Below are 23,091 nucleotides of genomic sequence, written 5' to 3' on the forward strand. Positions count from 1 at the left end.
CAGTGCGCACGAAACCCCTGCTTCTGTCTTCCATTGCACTGTTGGCTATTCAATCGCAGGCACACGCTGCTGAGACGACAAAACAGGTCGCTCCAGGGCATCGGCATGCGCCATCGCGGCATGGTGTGACATCACCGGCAGCAACCTCGACGGTGCCTGCCCAGAAAACAGCTGTTCCAGCGAAGCATTCACAGCGGACAAATCTGGAATCCCGTTCGACAGAAAGCGTTTCGGTCACGGCGCGCCAGTTGACGGGTCGTGATGCGGAGCAGGCTGTTTCGAAGGCCGTCATGCGCCAGTTTGTGCCGGGAACCAGCCCCTACCGTATGCTGGACCGGATGCCGGGGGTCAGCTTCACATCCACGGATCCATTCGGAATCGATAGCTTCGGCGCCAATCTTTACGTCCGCGGGTTCTTCATGAACCAGATGGGTGTGACGGTTGATGGCGTGCCCCTGAATGATCAGACTTACCAGTCCGTCAGTGGCATGAGCCTTGCTTCGGCCATTATCCCGGATGATATCCAGTCTATGCGGATGTCTCAGGGGGCTGGGTCCGTCGAGCTACCATCCACAAACACGCTGGGTGGAACAATCCAGATCGGGTCGTCTGACCCGAACGACAAGCGTGGCGGCAAGATCAGCCAGTCTTTCGGCAGCTATAATTCTTATCGCACCTATGTTCGGCTGGATTCCGGTAAGCTGAACAGCTCAGGCACGAAGTTCTACACGTCCTATGCCCGTACCGACGAGGGCATGTGGATGGGCAGTGGCGACCAGTTCATGCAGCAGGTTGATGCCAAGCTTGTGCAGCCCATCGGGCAGCGCAGCCGCATGTCTGCCTTCTTCAATTGGTCCAGCCTTGCTCAGTGGAACTACCCGGATACGTCCGTCGGGATTTTGAAAAATCTTGGGTGGCGGACACCGCATCTCTATCCGAATTATGGTCTGGCCTACGGCATTGCAAAAGGCACGGCAGCGCTTCCAGCTGGGTATGGTGGCGTGCCGGGTATCGATGGGTCCGAAATCGCGATGTACGATGGCGGTCAGGCTGAAACCAACTACATGGGTGGCCTGCACTTCGATCTGGCTCTCACGGATAACCTGACCTGGAACACAACGGTCTACGGTCACAGCCAGACCGGCTATTACAGCTACACGGATTCCGAAGACCCATCCCCGAACGGTGCGCCATTCTCAGAAGAAGTCTGGCAGAACCGTCAGGAGCGCTACGGTCTTGATACGAGCCTTCGCTACAAGTGGGGACGCCACACGATCGAAGGCGGTGTCTGGTATGAAAATAACAACCAGCAGGCTGGCCTGTTCAATTACCAGCAGCCGGTGCTAGGCGAGAGCGCGCCTCTCAAGGCCGTCGGTCCTTATGACGTTTACGGAAAGGCTTTTCTGGAAGGGTACAACTTCCAGTGGACGACCAACGTCATGCAGTTTCACCTTCAGGACAGCATCCGCCTGACCGAAGGTCTGACGCTGCATGCCGGGTTCAAGTCCATGGTTGCAACGACCTCAGGCGGCGCGAACTACAATAACGCGGATTGGACCGGCTCTGACGAGCTGCCGAATGGCTCGCTAACGGCGTCTCAGGCCTTCCTGCCGCATCTTAATCTGGACTGGCACATCAACAACCACCATGAGCTGTATGTGGATGTGGCCGAGAATATGCGCGCCTACGAAGTCTCGGCCTATGGCGTGGCGAACTCGGTTTACTCGGTTGAAGATCAGGCGACTTTCCAGGCCCAGAAAAAGTCTCTCGAGCCATCCAAAGCCTGGGTTTATCTGGGTGGATATCGCTACACGTCCAAGTATCTTCAGGCGAATGCGACCGTCTATCATGCCAGTCTGATCCATCCGATCCTGGCGGCGGCTGTTGGCTCTCTGACCAATCCGGTGTCTCAGGTGATCGACTTCGGTCATATCTCCATGACGGGTGCCAATGGTGATATCACGCTGACGCCGATCGAAGGTCTGAGCATCAGCAATAACCTGAGCTACAACAAGGGTACCTACGACCGGGACGTCGATACGGCGGGTGGTTTCTACGCGCTGGCAGGCAAGAACATCGTCAATTACCCGGCGTGGATGTACAAAACGTCCGTCTCATACACCTGGAAGGGTGCGACGGCGCATTTCGATGCCAACTACTATAGCCGCCGTTACTACAGCTTCATGAATGATACGTCCGTTGGTGGATACTGGCTGGCGAATGCCGGGATGCAGTACCGCTTCGGCAAGCTGAGTGTGCTGAAAGACGTCACGGCGAGCTTCAACGTCTATAATCTGTTCAACACGAAATACATCGCCATGATGGGCCAGAACGACAATCCTGCGACAGGGGATTATCAGTCCATGGAACGCGGAGCCGTTCGTGAGTTCTTTGGAACGGTCAGCGCATCGTTCTAAGTATGTTCAGAGGCTGGGAGACACAGGTCTCCCAGCTTTTTTAATGCCGCTGTAGCCAGTCGGGGTCTGTTGCACGATGAGCGATATCGGCAAACCAGCCCTCTTTCTCTGATTGAGCAATGGAATATCCTGCTGCATAGGCGGCTACGAGAACGGGCTTGCCTTTAGGGGGAAGCAGGATCGCCACATCGCCGGACGCTGCCCGTTCCACGGCTGGATTGTAGCCGGGTTTCACAGTCCATGTTCCGGTCTTGTGACCGATGCGCCATCCGTCTCTCAATCCGGCCGGCATACGTTTTGGACCGGTTGTGGTGGCCAGGAGCCATTTGAGAAGCTGGGCTTGAGAAGCCGAACTCAGATTGTTGCCATAGAGCGTGTTCTGAAGGTTTGAGACCATGGCGCGTGGTGTGGTGGTATCTCGCAGATCCCCCATTGGAACACGGTTCAGCGCCGTTTCGTAACGATCTACCCTTGTCACTGGGTCATGATGATCGCGCAGCCAGTGTGTGAGGGCCGCCGGGCCGCCAAGCCTCTTCAGAAGGAGGTTTGCGGCGGTGCTGTCGCTTAGTGAAACTGTTGCAGCGCAAAGCTCTCCAACGGACAGACTGGCGTGCGCTGTTTTTGAAGCCGCGAGAGCGTCTTTGACAGCCGGGGACGCGGCAATAAGATCCTTCCGGCTGAAGGCAATCTCTCGACCCAGGTGTTCACGGCCGTAGTCCGTTCGTGACAAGGTGGCAGCAGCCAGTAACCATTTGAATGTCGAGCACATGGGCAGGTGCATGTCCGGGTTTTCACCGAGTGTTCGGTTCGTTTCCAGATCCAGTGCCCACCATCCGGATTGCTCCTGCTCGCGGGGTTCTGCTGACGCAATCTGTGAGAGCGTAGTGAAGGCGCAGGTGGCCCCTGCGAGAAAAGAACGGCGTTTCATGAGTTTGGAATACCGAGGTCTGCGCTCAGGTCATCAATGAACTGCGCCGCGACACGTCCTGAACGACTGCCACGCGTGAGAGACCACTGAAGCGCTTTGCGGCGAAGGTCTTCTGGCGAAACAGGAAGCTTGCGGGCTGCGGCATAAGTCTGGACGATATCCAGATATTCGTCTTGGCTGGCGCCATAGAGGCCGATCCAGAGGCCAAAACGGTCTGATAGGGAGACTTTCTCCTCAATGGCTTCAGACGGATTAATGGCACTTCCGGTTTCGTTCTCGATCATGTCACGCGGCATGAGATGGCGGCGGTTTGAGGTTGCATAGACCAGAACATTGTCCGGACGTCCGCCGATACCACCATCCAGAACGGATTTGAGGGATTTGTAATCAGCATCCTGGCTTTCGAACGACAGATCATCGCAGAAGAGGATGCAGCGGCGATCGGTTGTGCGCAGAACGGCTAGAAGTTTCGGCAAGGTGGAAAGCTCGTCACGCTGGATTTCGATAAGCGCGAGCGTCGGCTGTCCCTTGGCGCGCTGCTCGGCGTTCACTGTGGCAATCGCAGCCTTCACCAGCGAGGATTTGCCCATGCCGCGAGCGCCCCAGAGCATCACGTTATTGGCCGTGAAGCCTTCTGCGAAATGACGTGTGTTCGTCATGACCTGCGAAATCTGCCGCTCAATCCCCCGAAGCAGTGAAAGGGTAACGCCGGAAACTTTCTCAACCGGAGCAAGCGTTCCCATCGCGGCCTGCCAGATAAAGGCATCATGGTGCTTCAGAATATCAGCACTTGGCGGTTTGGGGCTCATGCGTTCGAGGCTGTCTGCAATACGTTCAAGGACGTTGAGCAGGGCGTGGTCGGTCATGGAATTCGCTTTGTGCCAGTGATGAAGGAAGCGCCCGTCCTTGACGGGGAAACTCCGGACGATATGGTCCCCGCACGTTTCACTCAAGACTGGACCAATATTCCATGAGCAGTCTGTTCATTTCTTCCGCACAGGCCGCCGATGGCGGCGGGCTCCTCGCGAACCCGACGGTGCTTCAGTTCGCCCCGATGATTTTCATCTTCGTGGTTTTCTACTTCCTGCTGATCCGTCCGCAGCAGCAGCGTCAGCGCAAGCTCCGTGAAGAGCAGGGCGGTTTGCGTCGTGGTGACAAGGTTGTGACGGCTGGCGGTATCGTTGGCATCGTGCAGGCAACCCGTGACGGCAGCGACGAAGTTGATGTCGAAATCGCTCAGGGTGTCCGTGTGAAGATCGTTCGCACCACGATTACGAACATCGTCTCTCGCGACAAGGCTGCAAACGACTCCTGATCGGGTCGTAGCGCGCCAAGAAAAACGCCCCGCCGGGAGACCGGTCGGGGCGTTTTCCGTTTTCAGGCTGTCTGAAAAGCTATTGCCTGAAAAGCTCAGGCAGACTTCAGTTCGGCTTCTGCGAACTCATAGTTCGCCAGCTTGTCCAAATAGTTCGTGATGTAATCCGGACGGCGGTTGCGGAAGTCGAGGTAGTAGGCGTGCTCCCAGACGTCGAGGCCGAGAAGAGCCTTGCCCTGACCTTCGGCGAGCGGGTTGGAGCCGTTGGCCGTCTTCGTCACGGCAAGTTTGCCGGACTTGTCGAGAACGAGCCAGGCCCAGCCAGAGCCGAACTGCGTTGTGGCAGCCTGCTTGAATGCGGTCTTGAAAGCATCCACGGAGCCGAAGTCTTCCGTGATCTTCTTTTCAAGCGATGTCGGCAGCTTGCCACCTGTCGGGGAAAGGTTCTTCCAGAACAGGATATGGTTCCAGTGCTGGCCGGCATTGTTGAAAACCGGGGCAATGTCAGACTTGCCATGAGAGAACGCGATGATCTCTTCAAGGGACTTGCCAGCCAGCTCCGGCTTGCTTTCGACGAAGCCGTTCAGCGCCGTGACATAGGCCTGATGATGCTTGCCGTGGTGAAGTTCCAGGGTCTCCTGGCACATGCCAGCGCCTGCGAGCGCGTTGGCGGCGTAGGGCAGTGAGGGCAGTTCGAAGGCCATGATGTTACTCCTTGGCAAAATGAAGAAGTCACTCCCTCAGGAATGAGGGGTGACCACTGTCATAATCGATCTCATTTATGAGGCGTGTTGGCAACGCTGTGTTCCATCGCGCCGATGAGAGCTGAGTAGTCCTCGTCAGCGTGCTGGCGGTTGGAAAGGCCCAGAGCCTGATCGGCTATGGCCATGGCAGGCATGAAAGCACCTACTTTACGTCCCGCATCAATCAGAAGGCCCATGTCCTTGGACATCAGGCGCGTCGGGAACTGGGATGGGAAGGACTTGTCCTGGCCCATTTTCAGTTTGCGCTTGTGATGGGGGCTGACAACGGCAACCTGCTGGAGTGTATCGAACAGGACATCGCGGTCGATACCCGCTTTCAGGCCGTAGCTCACACCTTCGGCAATGACATTGAGCGTGGCGCCCATGACGCCATTCACGACGAGTTTAAGCCGAGCGGCAGAGCCAGCAGGCCCGGCGTGGATTGTCAGCTTGCCAACGATGTTCAGAATCGGCTTGGCGCGTTCGACAGTCTCGGCATCTCCACCAACCAGCATGACCAGGTCGCCGGTTTCGGCTTCGGGTGTACTGCCGGACATTGGGGCGTCCAAAACGACAAATCCGTTTTCTGCAGCGATCTTGGCAAGAGCGAGTGCTTGCTCGGGAGACACTGTTGACGTGTCGAGCACCAGCTTGCCTTTTGAAATGCCCGCAAGCATTCCATTTTCTCCCTCAAGGGACTGATTTTCAGCCGCATCGTTGGGAACGCAAAGGATTATGACGTCGGCAGCCTCGGCAATGGCGCGCGGGGAGGGAAGCATCTCCGTCTCGTCTTTGCCGCCGGAGGGCGCAAAGGCCACGACGGAATATCCGGCACGGCGGAGATTGGCGCCCATCCGCTGGGCCATGGCGCCGTAGCCGATAAAACCGATTTTCATATCGGGCATGCAAACAGGCTCCTTACGATGCGTTGCTTCAGTTCACGCACTATGGCTGCCAGAGTTTCATTCAGATCGGAAATTGATCATGGCGATTTTTCGCTATCCATGTCCTGCACCATCGGAGATCACCCCAAAAGAGGTTTATCTTTCTCGCCGCGGAATGCTGGGAGGGAGTGCCATGAGTCTCATGGCTGCTCTTGCCGGGACGGCTGAAGCGGACGCTCTAAAAGCATATCCTGGCCCTTATTCGGGAGGGCTAACGCCGACGCCGGAAGAATTCGTAACCGGGTACAATAATTTTTATGAATTCGGGATGGAGAAGGATGATCCTGTTTCTCATGCAGGTGATTTCCACCCATTGCCTTGGACACTCGAAATCTCAGGGATGGTGAAGAAGCCTCAACGCATTGATGTTGGAGCACTGTTAAAATCCTCTGACATTGAAGAGCGCATTTACCGCATGCGCTGTGTCGAGGCGTGGTCCATGGTTATCCCGTGGGATGGCATTCCGCTGGCGAAGCTTCTGGCCTTGGCTGAGCCTGACAGTAATGCTCGCTATGTCGCTTTTGAAAGTGTTGTCAGGCCCTCTGAAATGCCGGGGCAAAGCAGTGCATTTTCAGGAATTTCGTGGCCCTATGTTGAGGGTTTGAGGCTGGATGAGGCCATGAACCCGCTCACATTGCTGGCCGTCGGTATTTATGGCGAAAGCCTGCCCAATCAAAATGGTGCTCCCATCCGGCTGGTTGTGCCGTGGAAATATGGTTTCAAGGGCATTAAATCCATCCAGCGTATCCTTCTGCTGGACCGGCAGCCTCCGACGACATGGAACCGATTGGCGCCAGACGAATATGGCTTTTACGCCAACGTCAATCCGCAGGTTGACCATCCGCGATGGAGCCAGGCGAGTGAGCGTGTCATTGGCTCCAAGACTCTCTTTGGCACGAAACGTCAGCCAACACTGATGTTCAACGGTTATGCCGAGCAGGTCGCCAGTCTCTATAAAGGCATGAACCTGCATGAAAGCTTCTAGAGTATCAGGGAAAAGCACTGCTTTTTTACGGAGATACTGGCACGTCGTGCTTTATCCCCTTGGTCTCATTCCGGCTGCCTGGCTGGTCTGGCTGGGACAAAACGGAGAGCTTGGTGCTGATCCAGTCAATGTCTTTGAGCGCAGCTTAGGTCTTTGGGCTTTCCGGTTCCTGCTGATCTGCCTTGCCCTCGCTCCGATGCAAAAAATTATAGGCATCAATCTGCTAAGATTCAGACGGTTGACGGGATTGCTAGCGTTTTTCTACGCTGTAATGCATCTGGCCTCTTATCTCGCGCTGGATCTTCAGTTTGATATTTCGATTTTCTGGCGAGATGTAACGCGGCGCCCATTCATCATTTTGGGAATGGTGGCGCTGGTGCTGCTTCTGCCGCTTGCCGTGACATCAAATCGCATCTCAATGCGAGGGCTCAAGCGAAACTGGAAGCGGTTGCATCGACTGGTCTATGTCGCTGCTGTTCTGGCAGGCATACATTTCTTTCTTTCGTTCAAAACGCTGAACAGCACGACTGCCTTTTATCTGACGGTAATGGGGCTAGTGCTGCTGACAAGAGTGCCAGCGCTTGTGAGCGCTGGCAGGTGCGTGCTCACGCACTCGGGCGCAAGGCGCTCCTGATCTGCGGAATAAGCTTTATCAAAGCATTTTTGCGCTGAGTTAGAAGATCGGGGTCGGCCTCTTCAGAGAGGTGGTGGCACGCATCGGCAAGCAGGAGCCCGTCTGGCAGACGTGTAATTTCGCCGGGCCGGAAATCGAGCCGTGTCAGGGGAATACCGCAGGCTCCAAGGACAGCGATGTGAGCGCTTATGCCCAGAACCAGGACGAGGCGCAGTCCCCCCATGCCCTGTAATTCGTCGCAGAGAGCGGCACTACAGGATTCCATATCGGTGGGAAGAGATACCTGCTCCGGAGGCAGGCGCCGGGTGACAGACGTGATACGCGCCTGAATGAGAAGCGGATCACGTCTGTCTCCAGCAAAACAAATTCCCTGTGCTTCAAGAAATGGCACAAGGGTCTTGGTGGCTTTTTCCGGATCAAGGCAGACAACCAGCAACTCAGAGGACAGGGGGCCAAGTCCGTCCTTTAAAGACAAGGACGGCTGGACCTCGGAACGAACAGATGAGTGATCGTCTGAGATTGTTGAACCGGAAGAAGCCTGGGGCGTCATGTATCGCTGCTCTCGTCACTATTGATGTCTGCTGGATGACGAACCGGCGGAGCCTGACGCGGCCTCGTTTCTGACTGGCGCCGTGTGAAGGACGGAGCAATGTCAGCCAACTCCACGAAACGGTCAGCCTGTCTGCGCAGGTCATCGCCGATCATGGGCGGGGTCGAGCGCATGGAAGAAATGACAGTCACGCGTACGCCACGGCTCTGTGCGGCCTCAACAGCACGACGCAGATCCGAGTCGCCGCTGATGATGACGGCGTGATCCAGTCTGGAGGACTGCTCAAGCAGATCTACGGTGAGTTCGACATCCATATTTCCCTTGATACGGCGTCTTCCTGAATGATCCGTAAACTCTCGGGCATTTTTCAGAACAAGGTGGTAGCCGTTGTAGGCCAGCCAGTCTGTCAGGGGGCGAAGTGGAGAATAGTCGTCCGTCTCAGGCATGGCGGCGTAATAGAAGGCGCGCTGGAACTGGCTCTGGCTTTCAAACAGACTGCGAAGGCTACGAAAATCTACTTCAAATCCAAGGTTGCGTGCGGCGTGATGAAGGCTCGCGCCATCGATGAAGAGAGCGGTGCGTTCGTTTTGACGCAAAATCATATGATATTCCTGGTTGTAAAATGTGTTGTCTCGCCTGACAGAGACAGGCCCCAACGATAGAACATGAAACGATTCAGCCAGCGATTAAGTTTGGTCAGGATTATGGCAGAAAAGCGGGGCTGCGTTGCATTGGCATGAACAGCATGCTAATGCCAGCCTCTTCTGTATTCATTTTCTATAGTTTTACCCGAAGGGGGCCAGTCGCATGGCGCGTGTAACCGTCGAAGATTGCATCGAGAAGGTTCCAAACCGTTTCGAGCTGGTTCTGCTGGCTGCCCAGCGTGCCCGCGCACTCTCCCGTGGCGAAGAGATGCTGCTCGATCGTGATAACGACAAGAACCCGGTCGTTGCACTTCGTGAGATCGCTGAAGACAAGCTGAACCTTGGTGGCCTGCGTGACGGCATCATCCGCTCGCTCGCCCGCGCTCCCGAGCCGGAGCCTGTGGACGAAGAAGTCATGGACATCATCCCGACGGACCAGAACATTTTCGGTCTGCAGGATGTTTCTGCTGAAGAAGAGCATGCTCACATGGCAGACAACATGTCCGCCGATGAAGCTGCTGCCATTGAGGCAGAGCTGGGTGGCCGGGGCCGCCGCTGATTTTCTCTGCTTTATCCTGACTGAGGGGGGTATGCATCATGCCTGACGCATCTCCTCCTGTTGAGCGCACCGCTGTCGCGACGGGAGACTTCAAACCTTCCATCAGCGGGCTGCTCCGTCGGATCGAGAGTTACGATCCGACTGCTGATCTATCCCGCGTCGAGGCTGCCTATGATCTGGCAGCCGATGCTCATAATGAGCAGCGCCGGGATAACGGTGACGCTTACATCACTCACCCGATTGCTGTTGCCAATATTCTGGCAGGTTTCAGGATGGACACGACGTCCATCATTGTGGGGCTACTGCATGATACGGTTGAAGATACAGGCGTTTCCTGTGCCTCTCTGAAAAACCGATTTGGCGAAGACGTTGCATCCCTCGTCGATGGTGTGACGAAGCTGACGCGGCTTGAGCTGCAGTCTGACCGGACGAAGCAGGCGGAAAACTTCCGTAAGCTTGTGCTGGCCATGTCGCGGGATATCCGCGTCCTGATCGTCAAGCTTGCCGATCGTCTGCACAACATGCGGACGCTGCATTATGTGCAGCGCCTGGACCGGCGGCAGCGTATTGCCCGTGAGACCATGGATATCTATGCGCCGCTCGCCGAGCGCATTGGTATGGATCGGGTCAAGACGGAGCTTCAAAATCTTTCCTTCGCCCAGCTTGAGCCGGAAGCAGACGCCACGATCCGTGCGCGTCTAAACTTCCTGCGCGGGCAGGGCGCAGACATTATTGAACATATTCGCAAGGAGCTGATTGCTCTTTGTGCGGAAGCGGGTCTCGACAAGGTCGAAGTAACCGGGCGCGAAAAATCTCCCTTTTCAATCTGGGAGAAAATGCAGCGACGCAATGTGGCGTTCGAACAGCTTTCGGACATCATGGCGTTCCGTCTGCTCGTTCCAACTCGTGATGCCTGTTATATGGCTTTGGGCGCCATTCATGGCGCCTATCCGATGATTGCGGGCCGCTTCAAAGACTATATTTCCACCCCAAAGGCCAACGGCTACCAGAGCCTGCATACAGGTGTGACACTCCGTCACCCGCGTAATCAGAAGATTGAAGTGCAGATCCGTACGGCGGAAATGCACGATCTCGCTGAAAACGGCGTGGCCTCGCATTGGGCCTATAAAGAAGATGCGACGCCAAGCGAGCGTGAAGCCGCAGCGCTATCTTCGGCTTTTGGCGCAGGTAGCCGGAAGCTGCGTTGGGTGCAGGATCTTCTGGATATTCTGGAAGACAGCCAGGCCCCGGATGAGTTCTTGGAAAATACCAAGCTTGAACTCTATCAGGACCAGGTTTTCTGCTTTACGCCCAAAGGGCAGCTGATCTCGCTTCCCCGGGGCGCGACACCTGTCGACTTTGCCTATGCCGTTCATAGTCAGGTGGGCGATACCTGTGTTGGAGCTAAGGTAAACGGGCGGCTTCTGCCATTGCGTCATGAGCTCCAGAACGGTGATCAGGTCGAGATCATGACGGCTCGTGGCGGTACACCGTCGCCGTCATGGGAGCGGTTTGTTGTTACGGGCAAGGCTCGTGCGCGCGTGCGCCGGTTTGTGGCCGCGCAGCAGCGCCAGGTACATCTGGACAATGGGCGTGCAGCCATTGCCAAGGCCTTCCGTCAGGAAGGTGTCGATGGCTCCGAAAAGGTTCTTGACGGAATCCTCAAGGAGCTTCGGCAGAGTTCCATCGAAGATCTCTATGTGGCTGTCGGGAACGGACAGTTGGGTCCGAAGGATGTGGTCAATACCGCATATCCGGATCTGCGGCAGAATGGTCGGGCGCCTCGGATGGTGCCGGGTCTGTCACCGCGCTTTGGTCAGTCGCTTCTTTTGGGGGCAGGAAGTGGGCCGGCACGTCAGTCGCCTGTTGTTCAGTCTACGAATATTCTCAAGGGTATCGGCACAGGGATTGCGACGAGTTTTGCCGGATGCTGCCGCCCGCTGCCGGGCGACCCGATTGTCGGCATCATAGCGCAGAGTAAGGGCGTGACGATCCATCGTCGTGGATGCCAGAACCTGTCGAGTTTCGCAGACACGCCAGAGCGCTTCATTGAAGTGGACTGGGATTATGAGGCGCTCGGAAGACGCAAGGATGCGGTTCCTTACACGGCGCGCCTGTCGGTTATTGCGGCAAATGAGCCCGAAGTTCTGGCGACCCTGACCAATACCGCAGCTAAATATAATGGCAGCGTCATCAACCTCAAGATTGTGAACCGTCAGCTCGATTTTATGGAAATTTTGGTTGATCTTGAAGTCCGTGACCTAAGGCATCTCTCGTCACTTATTGCCGCGTTCCGGACTGCTGTGGGTGTGATGCAGGTGGAGCGCGCGAAGGGATGACGGCGTGATTCTCGGCATGGGAACAGACCTGTGCATGATTTCCCGCATCGAACGCAGCATTGACCGGTTTGGAGATCGCTTTCTTGACCGGGTATTTACGGAAGCCGAGCGTAGTCACGCCGAGCGTCTGTCTGGTCCGGCGCGAGCGGGAAGTTATGCCAAGCGTTGGGCGGCCAAAGAAGCGTGCGTCAAAGCTTTGGGGACAGGGGTTGCTGAAGGTGTGCAACTTCAGGACATTGGGGTTCTGAACAATAAAAAGGGCGCTCCAACGCTCGTTCTTTCCGGCGGAGCTCAGCTCGCCTTGGATCGTCTGACGCCATCAGGATGTCGGGCAGACGTTCTTGTGAGCCTGACGGATGACCCTCCCTTTGCATTGGCGCAGGTCATCATTCAGTCTGTTAGGGTTTGAAGCGCTCGCCATTGCGGGCAAGCTGCGTTAAGAGCGTCCCATGACTCAGGAGAAAAGCCCCGTGAAGGGTTCAGAGAAGACTGGTGCAAAGCCGGCGGCCCGTGAAGAATCTCTGGGAGAGAGCGTGCGCTGGCTTGCCCTTATGGTGCTGGCTGTCGTTGCAGTGCGTTCTCTGGTGTTTGAGCCGTTCAATATTCCCTCAGGCTCGATGATCCCGACCTTGCAGATCGGTGATTTCGTTCTGGTATCGAAATCCAGCTACGGCTATTCACGGTTTTCGTTTCCGTTTTCGCCCAATCTCTTTAACGGACGGATCATGGGCTCTGAGCCGCATCGTGGCGATGTGGCTGTTTTCCGGTTCACCCAGAACACGTCCGTTGATTACATCAAGCGGATTGTCGGGCTTCCGGGTGACCACATTCAGATGACGGGCGGAAAGCTCTTCCTTAATGGAATTGAAGTGCCGCGGACGTCCCTGGGGCATTACGAGGTTGTCGACGAAAATAACCGTCTGCTGAGCGGTGACCGTTATCGGGAAGCGCTGCCTGGGAGTGCCGGGCGACCACCTGTTGAGCATGATATTCTCAAGCTGACGGACGAAGGCTTTGCTAACGACACGCCAGAATATGTCGTGCCGCAGGGTTATTTCTTCGCGATGGGTGACGATCGGGACGATAGCGCTGACAGTCGTTTTCAGGGCGATGGTCCGGATGATCTCGGCTATGTCCCGATGCAGAACCTTGTAGGGCGTGCGCCGCTTGTTCTGTTCTCCATGGATTTGCGGCATCCGGCATGGCAGTTCTGGTACTGGCCGGTCGAAATTCGCTGGAACCGTTTTCTGCACCCTGTCACATGAAACTCTCACAGGAAGAGGCCATGGAGGCCATGGAGCAGGCGCTCGGTCATCGCTTTGCGAACCGGGATCTGCTCGTGGAAGCTCTGACGCATCGTTCTGCCGTCAGTGGGCGTGATCCTCGTCGTGGCAAACGCACGCAGGGCCCTAAGGGAACCGGTTCGAACGAGCGACTGGAATTCATTGGAGACCGGGTGCTTGGCCTTCTGATGGCGGAGTGGCTGTTCGAACACTATCCGCTGGAGCAGGAAGGCGCGCTGGGTCCGAGGCATGCGCATCTTGTTTCCCGGCCGGTTCTGGCCGAAATCGCGGATAACATCCATTTGTCTTCGGCTCTGACGATTTCCCCGCATGAAGAGGCTGCCGGTATTCGCCGCCTGTCCAGCATCCGGGCAGATGCTATGGAAGCTCTGTTGGGCGCGCTTTATCTGGATGCCGGGCTGGAGCCTGCACGGCGTGTCGTCCGTCAACAATGGGAAGGGCGGATTGACAGTCATGCCCGTCCTCACAAGGAGCCCAAGACCCTTTTGCAGGAGTATCTCCTGTCCAAAGGGCTCCCGCTCCCGAAATATGAACTCCTCGCCGCAGAGGGGCCGTCTCATGCGCCCGTGTTTCGTGTGGCCGTTCAGGCATTTGGCCTGACGGGGCATGGAGAAGCAGGCAGTAAGAGAGTGGCCGAGAGTGCGGCGGCAATAGATCTTCTGAAACGTCTTGGTCAGAACGTAGCGTCGTGAGGCGCATGTGGAAAAGGATTGGTACATGACCACACGCTGCGGTTTCGTGGCCCTTGTCGGGTCCCCGAATGCTGGAAAATCAACACTTCTGAACCGGATTGCCGGTGCCAAACTGTCGATTGTGAGCCCCAAGGCTCAGACGACACGCTTTCGCACGCTGGGAATTGTGGTTCGCAACAATGCCCAGATCATCCTTGTGGATCTGCCCGGTATTTTCAAGCCGCGCCGTCGGCTTGACAGGGCCATGGTCAACGCGGCTTGGACGGGATCTCAGGATGCCGATCTGACGCTTCTCCTGATCGACGCCAAGGCCGGCTTGCGGGATGATGTCCGTGAGATCATTGGCAAGCTTGCGGGTAGCGGTAAGAGAGTGTGGCTTGTTCTGAACAAGACGGATCTTGTTGGTGCGGAAGAATTGCTGCCGCTGACGAAGGATGTCAGCAGCCTGATCAGCGTTGAATATGTGTTCATGCTGAGCGCCCGTTCCGGAGACGGTGTTGATGACCTGATGGATCATCTGGCACGTGAACTGCCGGAAGGCCCGTATCTTTACCCGGAAGATGATCTGACGGATCTTCCAGATCGTCTTCTCGCGGCTGAACTGGTGCGCGAACAGATCTTCATGCAGACGCATGAAGAGATTCCATATCAGGCGACAGTCGAGACAGAGAGCTTCAAGGAGCGCCCCGATGGATCAGTGCGCGTGGAAGTTACAATCTACGTGTCACGCCCGGGTCATAAGGCGATCCTGATTGGCGAAGGCGGCCATAAAATCAAATCCATTGGCGCACGAGCACGAATGGAGCTTCAGGGCCTGCTTGAGCGAACCTGCCATCTTTTCCTGAACGTCAAGGAGCGGGCAGGCTGGGATGAAGAGAAGGCACGCCTGAGGGCGATTGGCCTCGAAGAGTAACAGGGTGGAAACGCTGTCAACGGGGCTTTTCATAAGAAGCCTCGTGTCTGACATCGCTTGTTCCCAGCCCTCTGCGTCTGTATGACAGGCGCAAAGTCACCACAAATCCAGCAAGAGACGGGCACGATGACCGAACAACGAGACAAAAGCCCCTCCTACAAACGTGTTCTGCTCAAGGTGTCAGGTGAAGCCCTGATGGGTAAGGGCTCGGGTGGAGTGGACCCGGAAATGGTGGACATGGTCGCCGCCGATATCGCCGCAGTTGTGGCGTCTGGTGTGCAGGTCTGCCTCGTTGTCGGTGGTGGCAACATTTTCCGTGGTCTGTCTGCGGCGGCACGTGGCATGGATCGTGCGCAGGGTGACTATGCCGGTATGCTGGCAACGGTCATCAACGCACTGATGCTCCAGAACGGCCTTGAACGTCAGGGACTTGAAACGCGCGTCATGACGGCTATTCAGATGGCCGCGATTGCCGAGCCCTATATCCGTCGTCGGGCAGTCCGTCATATGGAGAAGGGGCGCGTTGTTATCTTCGCTGCGGGAACGGGTAACCCGTACTTCACGACGGATACAGCTGCCGCCCTGCGTGCCAATGAAATGGAATGCGACGTCGTGTTCAAGGGAACGCAGGTCGATGGCATCTATTCCGATGATCCGCGTCGTAATCCTGATGCCGTGCGTTATGATCAGCTGACGTACATGGATGTTCTGGCTCGTCAGTTGAATGTCATGGATGCCGCAGCGATCAGTCTTGCTCGCGAAAATAAATTGCCCATCGTGGTCTTCAACATGCATGCTCCGGGCGCGTTTGCAGCCGTTGTGCGTGGCGAAGGTCGCTTTACACGGGTTATCGAAGCAGGCTGATCGCCTCATTTTTAACGAGCCTTTCAGGATATTCTCCTGAACTTACGTTGATTCAGAAAGGAACAGCTTAATGTCTGCTGACCTGAAAGACCTGATGGCTGACCTCACGCGCCGTATGGATGGTGCGATTGAGAGTCTGCGTCGTGACCTCTCTGGCCTGCGGTCTGGTCGTGCCAGCCCGAACCTGCTGGAGCCGATCCGGGTTGAAGCCTATGGCTCCGAAGTGCCGCTTTCTCAGGTGGGATCTATCGCTGTTCCGGAAGCCCGGATGCTGACGGTTTCCGTCTGGGATCGTACGCTGGTTGGTGCAGTGGAACGTGCCATCCGTGATGGTGGCCTGGGTCTTAACCCTGCTGCTGACGGTCAGACGATCCGCGTTCCCATTCCGGTACTGACGGAAGAGCGTCGTAACGAACTGGCGCGCGCAGCCAATCGTTATGCCGAAAACGGTAAGATCGCTGTACGTGGTGTTCGTCGTGACGGCATGGAACAGACGAAGTCGCTCGAAAAGAAGGGTGACATCAGCCAGGACGACATGAAGTCCTGGACGGATTCCGTGCAGAAGCTGACAGATCAGTACGTCAAGAAAGTTGACGATATTCTCGCGGAGAAAGAACGCGAGATCAAACAGGTCTGATACCTTCGTTGACAATGGGATCTCTTCCTCAGACCAGCACGCCTTCTCTTTCATCAAGAGAGGGGGAAGGTGCCGCTGTTCCCGTCCATGTCGCCATGATCATGGACGGGAATGGGCGTTGGGCGCGCTCGCGCAATCTGCCAGTTGCAGCCGGACACCGGAAAGGTGCCGAGGCTGTGCAGGATTGCGTTCGTTCGGCCATTCGTCAGGGCGTGCGCTATCTGACGCTTTACGCTTTTTCTTCGGAAAACTGGCGGCGGTCTGCTGAGGAAGTCGGTGACCTGACATCGCTCCTGCGTTTCTATCTGCGCCACAAGCTCAATGAATTGCATGAGCAAGGGGTGCGTTTGCGCGTTATCGGAGAGCCTGAGCGGTTCGAAGGAGCGTTGCGCGAGGAATTGCGCCGTGCGGAAGCGAAGACTGCTTCCAACACGACCCTGACTCTGACGCTCGCCCTGTCCTATGGCGGACGAGCAGATATCGTTCAGGCGGCACGACGTCTTGCGGATCAGGTTGCCAATGGAACATTGGCATCGTCGGATATTACTGAGGAGCGTCTGGATCAGGCGCTTCAGACGTCCGATATGCCAGATCCGGATCTCGTTATTCGGACAAGTGGAGAATGCCGTCTCTCCAACTTTCTGCTCTGGCAGAGTGCTTACGCGGAACTGGTGTTCATGGACGTCTTGTGGCCGGATTTCGGGGAAGCCGAGTTCGTTCAGGCTCTCTCGCATTTTGCCGGGCGGCAGCGCCGTTTTGGCGGTCGGCCAGCATGAGCGGATCTTCCCGGTGGTCTGATCTGAAGCTGCGTCTGACGTCAGCTGTCATTCTCGTTGTCGTTGCCGGGGGATGCCTTTGGCAAGGCGGCATGATCTATAACGCTCTCATCCTTCTGGCCATGTTCGGGCTGGTTTGGGAGGGGCTTACCCTCATCAAGCAGCCATTACACACCTGGCGCGGCGTCCTCCTTCTTCTCTGGCCGATGGTGTCAGGGGTTGCGGCCCTTCGCGGCGAGTGGAGCGGCGCATTCTGGATGGTTTGGCCAAGCCTCATCTTTGGTATTCCAGCCTGTATTCCTGTTGTCGTCTCCATTCTGGGCGGTCTTTCGCTCCTCTGGCTTCGACATTTGCCCTATGGTTTAGAGAGCGTTCTGTTCGTGCTGTGCGTTGTGATCGCCAGCGACAGTTTTGCTTATCTGACAGGCCGCATCTTTGGTGGCCCTAAACTGGCCCCTTCAATCTCTCCCGGAAAAACCCGCTCGGGCGCAATTGGCGGCCTGATCGGTGCGTCTTTTGCCGGGGGAATGGTGGCGTGGCTATCTGGAGCAGGCTTTGTGGGTGGTGGTCTCCTGTGGGGCGCGGTTCTGGGTGTTTTCTCCCAGAGTGGTGATCTGCTTGAAAGTGCGGCCAAGCGTAGACTGAACGTCAAGGATTCCGGCCGTCTGATTCCAGGTCATGGCGGCCTGCTGGATCGTTTTGATGGCCTACTGGCTGCGGCACCGCTTGCCGCGCTTTTGTCACTGGCAGTTGCGGGGCAGGTGTTCTGGTCTGCCACTCCTGCGGATCTGATAGGCGGGTCTGCGCATCGTATCATTCCTCAGGGGGAATCTTCTCATGATTGACGGTTCTGTGGCCAAGCCTCGGCGGATCAGCGTTCTGGGCAGTACAGGTAGCATCGGGACTTCGACGGTCGATCTACTCAAGCGGATGGGCAGTGATATTGAAGTGCGGGCGCTGGTCGGGGGGCGTAACGTTGCCCTTCTTGCAGAGCAGGCTCGCGAACTTCGCGCTGAAATTGCTGTTATTCACGATGAGAGCCTGCATGACGATCTGAAAGCACGGTTGGCAGGGAGCGGTATTCGCACTGCAGCCGGGCGTCAGGCTGTTATCGAGGCTGGTGCGATGGAAGCGGACTGGACCATGGCTGCCATCACAGGCGCAGCGGGCCTGGAGCCAACACTTGCTGCCGCACGCAATGGTCATGCAATCGCGCTCGCCAACAAGGAAGCTCTCGTCTGTGCGGGCGATGTGATGCTCCGGGCTGTTGGCGAAGCTGGTGCGACGCTTCTTCCTGTCGATTCAGAGCATAATGCGATCGCCCAGGCTCTGGGTGGTTGTGATATGAGCACGGTCGAAAAGATCGTGCTGACAGCCTCAGGCGGCCCCTTCCGTCAGTCCACTCTGGAAGAGATGCGTGATGCGACGCTTGAAAAGGCGCTGAAGCATCCTACCTGGACGATGGGTGCGAAAATCACGATTGATTCGGCTTCCATGGCCAATAAGGGCCTGGAGGTTATTGAGGCCGCACGTCTGTTTGGTCTGACAGAAGACCGCATTGATGTTCTGGTGCACCCTCAGTCTGTGGTGCATGGGCTTGTTCAGTTCCGGGATGGCAGTCTGGTCGCGCAGATGGGGTCAGCAGACATGCGTATCCCCATTGCTCACACTCTTGCGTGGCCTGACCGCATGGAAACACCATGCCAGCGTCTGGATCTGACAGCTTTCGGGCGCCTCGATTTCGAGGCCCCGGATGAGACGCGTTTTATTCCCCTACGACTTGCCCGTCAGGTTCTCAGGGCAGGAGGGGCTGCTCCCGCAGTTTTCTCAGCAGCCAACGAAGTTGCCGTGGACGCTTTTCTGAACCGTCGGATAGGATTCCTTGGTATTGGTGAAACCATCGATAGCGCTCTTCAGGCCATGACGGAAAATCCTGAACTGACGACGCTGGATGAAGTCCTGGAATGGGATGCGCGCGGTCGGGCATTGGCAGAAGAGCATATTCTTCGCGAAAGCGGCCGACTGCGGAACATAGTAAGCGAGACTGCCCTGCATGCATGATTTTCTGCGTACCATTCTTGCCTATGTTCTGATTCTTGGTGTTCTCGTGTTTATCCACGAGTTGGGCCATTACCTTGCTGCCCGGTGGCGCGGGGTAAAGGTTGAGACATTCTCCATCGGTTTTGGGCCTGCTCTTCGCCGGTGGCATGACAAATCCGGCACTGAATGGCGCCTGAGCGCGATTCCACTTGGTGGGTATGTCAAACCGCACGGGTTTGAAGGCCCTGACGATGCCACGGATGAGCAAAAAGCGGCCTGGATTCCCGGGCGTACTTTTCATGACAAGCCTGTCGGTTCCCGCGCGCTGGTGATCGTGATGGGGCCTGTTTTCAATTTTCTGTTTGCGATTGTGGCGTTTACCCTGTTGTTCGCAACGGTGGGCAAGCCGCAGCTTCGCGGGGATATTTCCCAGGTTGTGGCAGGCAGTGCCGCAGAGAAGGCGGGTGTAAAAACGGGTGATGTCATTACCCGGATTGGCTCGCTGTCCATTTCCGGTCCTGAAGATGTCATGGGGACGGTAGCGGCAAGACCAGGCGCTGAGACCACGCTTGAAGTGCGCCGGAATGGCCAGGATCTGACGCTGCCCGTTACACTTGGCAGCGTAAAGGCTGGCTCCCATCCGACTGGTGTTCTGGGCGTTGGTTTTGCGGCCTCTCCGGGGAAACCGGTTTCCCCGATCAAGGCGGCGGTCATGGGTGTTCAGGAAACCTGGACCATGTCAGTGCGGACGTTGCAGGGGGTCTGGCAGATCATTTCCGGGCAGCGCAGTGCACGGGAACTGGGGGGAACAATCCGAATCGCGCAGATCTCCGGACAGGTCGCCAGCTATGGCATGGCCAGTATTGTCTCGTTCATGGCGCTTCTTTCCATCAATCTTGGGCTGATTAATCTGTTTCCGATCCCGGTTCTCGATGGTGGACGACTGATCTTTTATGCTGTCGAAGCCATTAAGGGGCGCCCGGTTTCACGCCGTGTTCAGGAAGTCAGTATGCAGGTCGGAATGGCGCTTATCGGCGCGCTTTTCCTCTTTTCAACAGTGAATGATCTCACGAATCTGGGTCTGTTTCACTGGATGTTTCACGCCGGAAGCTAATGTGAGATACGCCCGGTAACTCTTCGTGAGTGAAGGGAGATCTTGCATGGTGGGGGGATTTTCGGATACCTCCGCCAATGGCGTAGCGTGTCAGGCGCCTGCGAAAAATCTGTTACAAGGAAAACCGGTTTGTCAGGATCACGGTCAAGAGGTTCCCGGTCCCCGAACATGCGTTTGATGCTGCTGGCATCCGCATGTCTTCTCCCGACCGCTCTCGGTGTGGCGGAGGCCCGCTCTGCTCGTCAGCACCAGACATCAGGTGCAACCTCAGGCAACAACGTGATCCAGGCCATTTCGGTCACTGGTAACACGCGTATCGAGACCAGTACGGTTCTGTCGTACATGGTTGCTCAGCCGGGTGACTCTTTCAATCAGGACGATCTGGATCGTTCCCTGAAGACGCTCTATGCAACGGGCCTTTTCAAGGACGTCACCCTTCACCGCGATGGTAATACGCTGCTGGTGAATCTGGTTGAAAATCCGATCGTCAATCGTATTGTCTTTGAAGGCAATCATGCCCTGAAGGATGAGGATCTCCGCAAGGAAATCAGTCTTCGTCCTCGTGCGGTATTTTCGTCTCAGACCACGGCTGCCGACCGTCAGAAGATTTTGAATCAGTATGCGGGCAAGGCGCGTTTCGGCGCGACGGTCACGCCGCAGATCATCAAGCTCTCTCATAACCGTGTCGATGTTGTTTTCAAAATCAACGAGGCTCAGCAGACGCTGATCCACAAGATCGTTTTTGTTGGCAACCACGCTTTCAGTGAAGCACGTCTGGCGCAGGTGATCTCGTCCAAGGAGAATACCTGGTATCGCTTCTTCTCATCCTCGGATGAGTATAATCCTGAGCGTATCAAGTACGATGCGGAGCTTCTGCGCCGCTTCTACCTTCACAACGGATTTGTCGATTTTCACATGATCGACGCGACGGGCGAGCTCTCTCCCGATCATAAGTCTTTCTACGTAACGTTCACCATCCATGAAGGTGAGCAGTATCGCATTGGCAAGATGGACGTTCGTTCCACGGTGCGTCGTGTAACGCCGGAAATGATGCGCAAGCACATCGAGCTGTTCAAGCATCAGATCTACGATGGCACTGCCATCCAGCATAACACGACAAACATGCAGGAGTGGTTGCAGGCTCAGGGGCATCCGTTTGCGATGGTGCGCTCTGAAATTGCCCGTAATCCGGAAAAGCGGATTGTTGACCTTCTGTTCGATGTGACTGAAGGGCCGCATGTGTATGTCGAGCGTATTGACATCAACGGCAACACCATCACCCGGGATAACGTGATCCGACGCAACCTGCCCATGGCAGAGGGCGACCCGTACACCCCGTTTGACAAGAAATATTCCAAGTTGGCCCTTCAGGACCTCGGATATTTCAGCACGGTATCTGTTGATCAGACGCAGGGCTCCGCTCCTGATCGTGTGAACGTGTCTGCCAACGTGGTTGAGAAGCCGACAGGTGAGTTCTCACTGGGTGGTGGTTACTCCACAGACGTTGGTGTGCTGGGTAATGCGTCCATCAAGCAGCACAACATGCTTGGCACGGGTATTGACGCCGGTATCTCGGGTACGGTTGCATACTATGAGAAGCAGGCTGACATCTCCATTACGGATCCGTACTTCCTGAACCGTAACCTGGTGGCTGGCGCTGATTTCTACTTCATCCAGAATAACTACCAGACGTATCAGAGCTACAAAGAATCCCAGTACGGTATGAGCCTGCGTCTTGGGTATGCGTATAACCGCTATCTGTCGCAGTCCTTCAGCTACACGCTGGTCGATCGTCAGGTTGGCAACTTCTATGATGCCGCAACGGTTGCAGCTGACCCGTCCTATATCGAATGGGTGCCGTCTGTTTACGTTCAGCAGTCTGCAGGTTGGTCGCTCCTGTCGCAGCTGAGCACCTCCCTGACCTATGACCGTCGTGACCGTCGTATGAATCCTCATGACGGTTACATGATGAAGCTGGGCGGTGATTTCGCGGGTGTTGGCGGAAACGCCAAGTATTTCCGTGTGAAGGCTGATGGCGCGTACTACCTGCCGCTCGACAGCATTACCGGCAGCCATGACTGGACCATGCAGTTCAAGGGCGGCGTGGGCTACATGGGCGACTGGGATTCCAACAGCAAGCGCAACATCATTGATAACTTCTATCTTGGTGGTGAAAACCTGCGAGGCTTCCTGCAGGGTGGTGTAGGCCCGCGTTCTGGCCATATCTGTACGGGAGCGTATGTCAGCGGGTCCTGCCCGACGCTTGATTATCTTCCGCGTCAGGGCCAGGAAGATCTGCTGGGTGGCCGTTTCATGTACACGGCTTCCGCACAGCTGAACTTCCCGATGCCGATGGGCGACGATCTTGGTATTTCCGGTCGTTACTTTGTCGATGCTGGTAGCCTGTCGAGCGTACGTGTGCAGAAGAAGTACACAGACTATTCTCGCCGCTTCGAGGCCGGGTATCCTTATACCCCGATCAATGGTGACACCATGATCCCGCGTGTTTCCACGGGTCTTGGTATTTCCTGGAAGAGCCCGTTTGGCCTTGTGAATATTGATGGTGCCATTCCGCTGCGTAAGGAAAAGGGCGATCGTCTTTACCCGCTGCGCTTTGGCTTCGGACAGCAGTTCTAAGAACTGCGTGTCTGATTTCGAGCTCCAAGCAATTCCATCCCCTTTCCCAGAGGTGG

23 protein-coding genes are annotated in these 23,091 nt (G+C 56.2%); 17 read left to right on the forward strand and 6 right to left on the reverse strand.

From position 1 onward, the window contains the following. Positions 1-2: 2 nt before the first annotated feature. On the forward strand, positions 3-2,417 hold the full coding sequence (locus tag HK24_RS10620) for a TonB-dependent receptor (protein ID WP_086634446.1): 2,415 nt from the start codon (positions 3-5) through the stop codon (positions 2,415-2,417). 40 nt (positions 2,418-2,457) lie between these two features. Here the strand turns inward: HK24_RS10620 and bla are convergent, their stop codons facing one another. Both bla and HK24_RS10630 read right to left on the reverse strand, forming a co-directional pair. Beyond that, entirely contained in the window at positions 2,458-3,345 is an 888-nt protein-coding gene (gene bla / locus HK24_RS10625) for a class A beta-lactamase (RefSeq protein WP_086634447.1), read from the reverse strand. Next, positions 3,342-4,211: an ATP-binding protein gene (locus HK24_RS10630; protein ID WP_233126235.1), complete on the reverse strand. Its 870-nt coding sequence runs from the start codon at positions 4,209-4,211 to the stop codon at positions 3,342-3,344. The genes bla and HK24_RS10630 overlap by 4 nt, the downstream gene beginning before the upstream one ends. A gap of 104 nt (positions 4,212-4,315) precedes the next feature. Between HK24_RS10630 and yajC the strand changes: the two genes are divergently transcribed. Next, the gene (yajC, locus tag HK24_RS10635) at positions 4,316-4,660 is read left to right on the forward strand and encodes a preprotein translocase subunit YajC (protein WP_086634449.1); all 345 of its coding nucleotides are present in this window, start codon (positions 4,316-4,318) and stop codon (positions 4,658-4,660) included. 95 nt (positions 4,661-4,755) lie between these two features. Here yajC and HK24_RS10640 read toward each other — a convergent pair whose 3' ends face one another. Further along, the gene (locus HK24_RS10640; protein WP_046899798.1) at positions 4,756-5,364 is read right to left on the reverse strand and encodes a superoxide dismutase; all 609 of its coding nucleotides are present in this window, start codon (positions 5,362-5,364) and stop codon (positions 4,756-4,758) included. A 71-nt stretch (positions 5,365-5,435) separates the two neighbouring features. Continuing rightward, the gene (locus HK24_RS10645) at positions 5,436-6,308 is read right to left on the reverse strand and encodes an NAD(P)-dependent oxidoreductase (RefSeq protein ID WP_086634450.1); all 873 of its coding nucleotides are present in this window, start codon (positions 6,306-6,308) and stop codon (positions 5,436-5,438) included. A gap of 79 nt (positions 6,309-6,387) precedes the next feature. On the opposite strand from HK24_RS10645, the gene msrP reads away from it, so the two are divergent. Together msrP and msrQ are read left to right on the forward strand one after the other, a co-directional pair. Continuing rightward, positions 6,388-7,332: a protein-methionine-sulfoxide reductase catalytic subunit MsrP gene (msrP, locus tag HK24_RS10650; RefSeq protein WP_086634451.1), complete on the forward strand. Its 945-nt coding sequence runs from the start codon at positions 6,388-6,390 to the stop codon at positions 7,330-7,332. Further along, positions 7,319-7,966 (forward strand): protein-methionine-sulfoxide reductase heme-binding subunit MsrQ, encoded by a 648-nt coding sequence (msrQ, locus tag HK24_RS10655; RefSeq protein ID WP_086634452.1) that lies wholly within the window; start codon positions 7,319-7,321, stop codon positions 7,964-7,966. The genes msrP and msrQ overlap by 14 nt, the downstream gene beginning before the upstream one ends. On the opposite strand, the gene HK24_RS10660 is transcribed toward msrQ, so the two are convergent. Together HK24_RS10660 and HK24_RS10665 are read right to left on the reverse strand one after the other, a co-directional pair. Continuing rightward, entirely contained in the window at positions 7,938-8,516 is a 579-nt protein-coding gene (locus tag HK24_RS10660) for a hypothetical protein (protein WP_198942118.1), read from the reverse strand. The genes msrQ and HK24_RS10660 overlap by 29 nt on opposite strands. Then, positions 8,513-9,118: an NYN domain-containing protein gene (locus HK24_RS10665; RefSeq protein WP_046899794.1), complete on the reverse strand. Its 606-nt coding sequence runs from the start codon at positions 9,116-9,118 to the stop codon at positions 8,513-8,515. Before HK24_RS10665 ends, HK24_RS10660 begins: the two co-directional genes overlap by 4 nt. Positions 9,119-9,323: 205 nt before the next feature. Between HK24_RS10665 and rpoZ the strand changes: the two genes are divergently transcribed. From rpoZ to bamA, 13 genes are all read left to right on the forward strand, one after another. Beyond that, entirely contained in the window at positions 9,324-9,719 is a 396-nt protein-coding gene (rpoZ, locus tag HK24_RS10670) for a DNA-directed RNA polymerase subunit omega (RefSeq protein WP_046899793.1), read from the forward strand. 38 nt (positions 9,720-9,757) lie between these two features. Continuing rightward, positions 9,758-12,058, forward strand: coding sequence for a bifunctional (p)ppGpp synthetase/guanosine-3',5'-bis(diphosphate) 3'-pyrophosphohydrolase (locus HK24_RS10675; RefSeq protein ID WP_064273905.1), 2,301 nt, complete (start codon positions 9,758-9,760; stop codon positions 12,056-12,058). Positions 12,059-12,062: 4 nt separating this feature from the next. Beyond that, entirely contained in the window at positions 12,063-12,467 is a 405-nt protein-coding gene (gene acpS / locus HK24_RS10680; RefSeq protein WP_086634453.1) for a holo-ACP synthase, read from the forward strand. Positions 12,468-12,507: 40 nt separating this feature from the next. Then, the gene (lepB, locus tag HK24_RS10685) at positions 12,508-13,323 is read left to right on the forward strand and encodes a signal peptidase I (protein WP_233126236.1); all 816 of its coding nucleotides are present in this window, start codon (positions 12,508-12,510) and stop codon (positions 13,321-13,323) included. Further along, positions 13,320-14,054 (forward strand): ribonuclease III, encoded by a 735-nt coding sequence (rnc, locus tag HK24_RS10690; RefSeq protein ID WP_046899789.1) that lies wholly within the window; start codon positions 13,320-13,322, stop codon positions 14,052-14,054. Before lepB ends, rnc begins: the two co-directional genes overlap by 4 nt. 25 nt (positions 14,055-14,079) lie before the next feature. Continuing rightward, on the forward strand, positions 14,080-14,967 hold the full coding sequence (gene era, locus HK24_RS10695) for a GTPase Era (protein WP_046899788.1): 888 nt from the start codon (positions 14,080-14,082) through the stop codon (positions 14,965-14,967). Positions 14,968-15,093: 126 nt separating this feature from the next. Continuing rightward, positions 15,094-15,831 (forward strand): UMP kinase, encoded by a 738-nt coding sequence (pyrH, locus tag HK24_RS10700; protein WP_086634455.1) that lies wholly within the window; start codon positions 15,094-15,096, stop codon positions 15,829-15,831. Positions 15,832-15,901: 70 nt separating this feature from the next. Further along, positions 15,902-16,468 (forward strand): ribosome recycling factor, encoded by a 567-nt coding sequence (frr, locus tag HK24_RS10705; RefSeq protein WP_046899786.1) that lies wholly within the window; start codon positions 15,902-15,904, stop codon positions 16,466-16,468. 14 nt (positions 16,469-16,482) lie between these two features. Further along, complete coding sequence (gene uppS, locus HK24_RS10710; protein WP_086634456.1) at positions 16,483-17,244, forward strand: polyprenyl diphosphate synthase; 762 nt, start codon at positions 16,483-16,485, stop codon at positions 17,242-17,244. Then, positions 17,241-18,089 carry a phosphatidate cytidylyltransferase gene (locus tag HK24_RS10715; RefSeq protein ID WP_086634457.1) on the forward strand — a complete coding sequence of 283 codons (849 nt, stop codon included), beginning with the start codon at positions 17,241-17,243 and terminating at the stop codon, positions 18,087-18,089. Before uppS ends, HK24_RS10715 begins: the two co-directional genes overlap by 4 nt. Then, positions 18,082-19,305, forward strand: coding sequence for a 1-deoxy-D-xylulose-5-phosphate reductoisomerase (gene dxr, locus HK24_RS10720; RefSeq protein WP_086634458.1), 1,224 nt, complete (start codon positions 18,082-18,084; stop codon positions 19,303-19,305). Before HK24_RS10715 ends, dxr begins: the two co-directional genes overlap by 8 nt. After that, the gene (rseP, locus tag HK24_RS10725) at positions 19,298-20,398 is read left to right on the forward strand and encodes an RIP metalloprotease RseP (protein WP_086634459.1); all 1,101 of its coding nucleotides are present in this window, start codon (positions 19,298-19,300) and stop codon (positions 20,396-20,398) included. The genes dxr and rseP overlap by 8 nt, the downstream gene beginning before the upstream one ends. 168 nt (positions 20,399-20,566) lie before the next feature. Next, positions 20,567-23,035: an outer membrane protein assembly factor BamA gene (bamA, locus tag HK24_RS10730; protein ID WP_086634460.1), complete on the forward strand. Its 2,469-nt coding sequence runs from the start codon at positions 20,567-20,569 to the stop codon at positions 23,033-23,035. The last annotated feature ends 56 nt before the right edge of the window (positions 23,036-23,091 follow it).

Source organism: Gluconobacter sp. DsW_058 (assembly GCF_002153615.1).
GTDB lineage: Bacteria > Pseudomonadota > Alphaproteobacteria > Acetobacterales > Acetobacteraceae > Gluconobacter > Gluconobacter cerinus.

Coding starts and splice junctions, on each gene's coding strand:
- bla (WP_086634447.1), bottom strand. CDS start 3,345: ATGAAACGCCGTTCTTTTCTCGCAGGGGCCACCTGCGCCTTCACTACG.
- HK24_RS10630 (WP_233126235.1), bottom strand. CDS start 4,211: ATGACCGACCACGCCCTGCTCAACGTCCTTGAACGTATTGCAGACAGC.
- yajC (WP_086634449.1), top strand. CDS start 4,316: ATGAGCAGTCTGTTCATTTCTTCCGCACAGGCCGCCGATGGCGGCGGG.
- HK24_RS10640 (WP_046899798.1), bottom strand. CDS start 5,364: ATGGCCTTCGAACTGCCCTCACTGCCCTACGCCGCCAACGCGCTCGCA.
- HK24_RS10645 (WP_086634450.1), bottom strand. CDS start 6,308: ATGCCCGATATGAAAATCGGTTTTATCGGCTACGGCGCCATGGCCCAG.
- msrP (WP_086634451.1), top strand. CDS start 6,388: ATGGCGATTTTTCGCTATCCATGTCCTGCACCATCGGAGATCACCCCA.
- msrQ (WP_086634452.1), top strand. CDS start 7,319: ATGAAAGCTTCTAGAGTATCAGGGAAAAGCACTGCTTTTTTACGGAGA.
- HK24_RS10660 (WP_198942118.1), bottom strand. CDS start 8,516: ATGACGCCCCAGGCTTCTTCCGGTTCAACAATCTCAGACGATCACTCA.
- HK24_RS10665 (WP_046899794.1), bottom strand. CDS start 9,118: ATGATTTTGCGTCAAAACGAACGCACCGCTCTCTTCATCGATGGCGCG.
- rpoZ (WP_046899793.1), top strand. CDS start 9,324: ATGGCGCGTGTAACCGTCGAAGATTGCATCGAGAAGGTTCCAAACCGT.
- HK24_RS10675 (WP_064273905.1), top strand. CDS start 9,758: ATGCCTGACGCATCTCCTCCTGTTGAGCGCACCGCTGTCGCGACGGGA.
- lepB (WP_233126236.1), top strand. CDS start 12,508: ATGACTCAGGAGAAAAGCCCCGTGAAGGGTTCAGAGAAGACTGGTGCA.
- rnc (WP_046899789.1), top strand. CDS start 13,320: ATGAAACTCTCACAGGAAGAGGCCATGGAGGCCATGGAGCAGGCGCTC.
- era (WP_046899788.1), top strand. CDS start 14,080: ATGACCACACGCTGCGGTTTCGTGGCCCTTGTCGGGTCCCCGAATGCT.
- pyrH (WP_086634455.1), top strand. CDS start 15,094: ATGACCGAACAACGAGACAAAAGCCCCTCCTACAAACGTGTTCTGCTC.
- frr (WP_046899786.1), top strand. CDS start 15,902: ATGTCTGCTGACCTGAAAGACCTGATGGCTGACCTCACGCGCCGTATG.
- uppS (WP_086634456.1), top strand. CDS start 16,483: ATGGGATCTCTTCCTCAGACCAGCACGCCTTCTCTTTCATCAAGAGAG.
- HK24_RS10715 (WP_086634457.1), top strand. CDS start 17,241: ATGAGCGGATCTTCCCGGTGGTCTGATCTGAAGCTGCGTCTGACGTCA.
- dxr (WP_086634458.1), top strand. CDS start 18,082: ATGATTGACGGTTCTGTGGCCAAGCCTCGGCGGATCAGCGTTCTGGGC.
- rseP (WP_086634459.1), top strand. CDS start 19,298: ATGCATGATTTTCTGCGTACCATTCTTGCCTATGTTCTGATTCTTGGT.
- bamA (WP_086634460.1), top strand. CDS start 20,567: ATGCGTTTGATGCTGCTGGCATCCGCATGTCTTCTCCCGACCGCTCTC.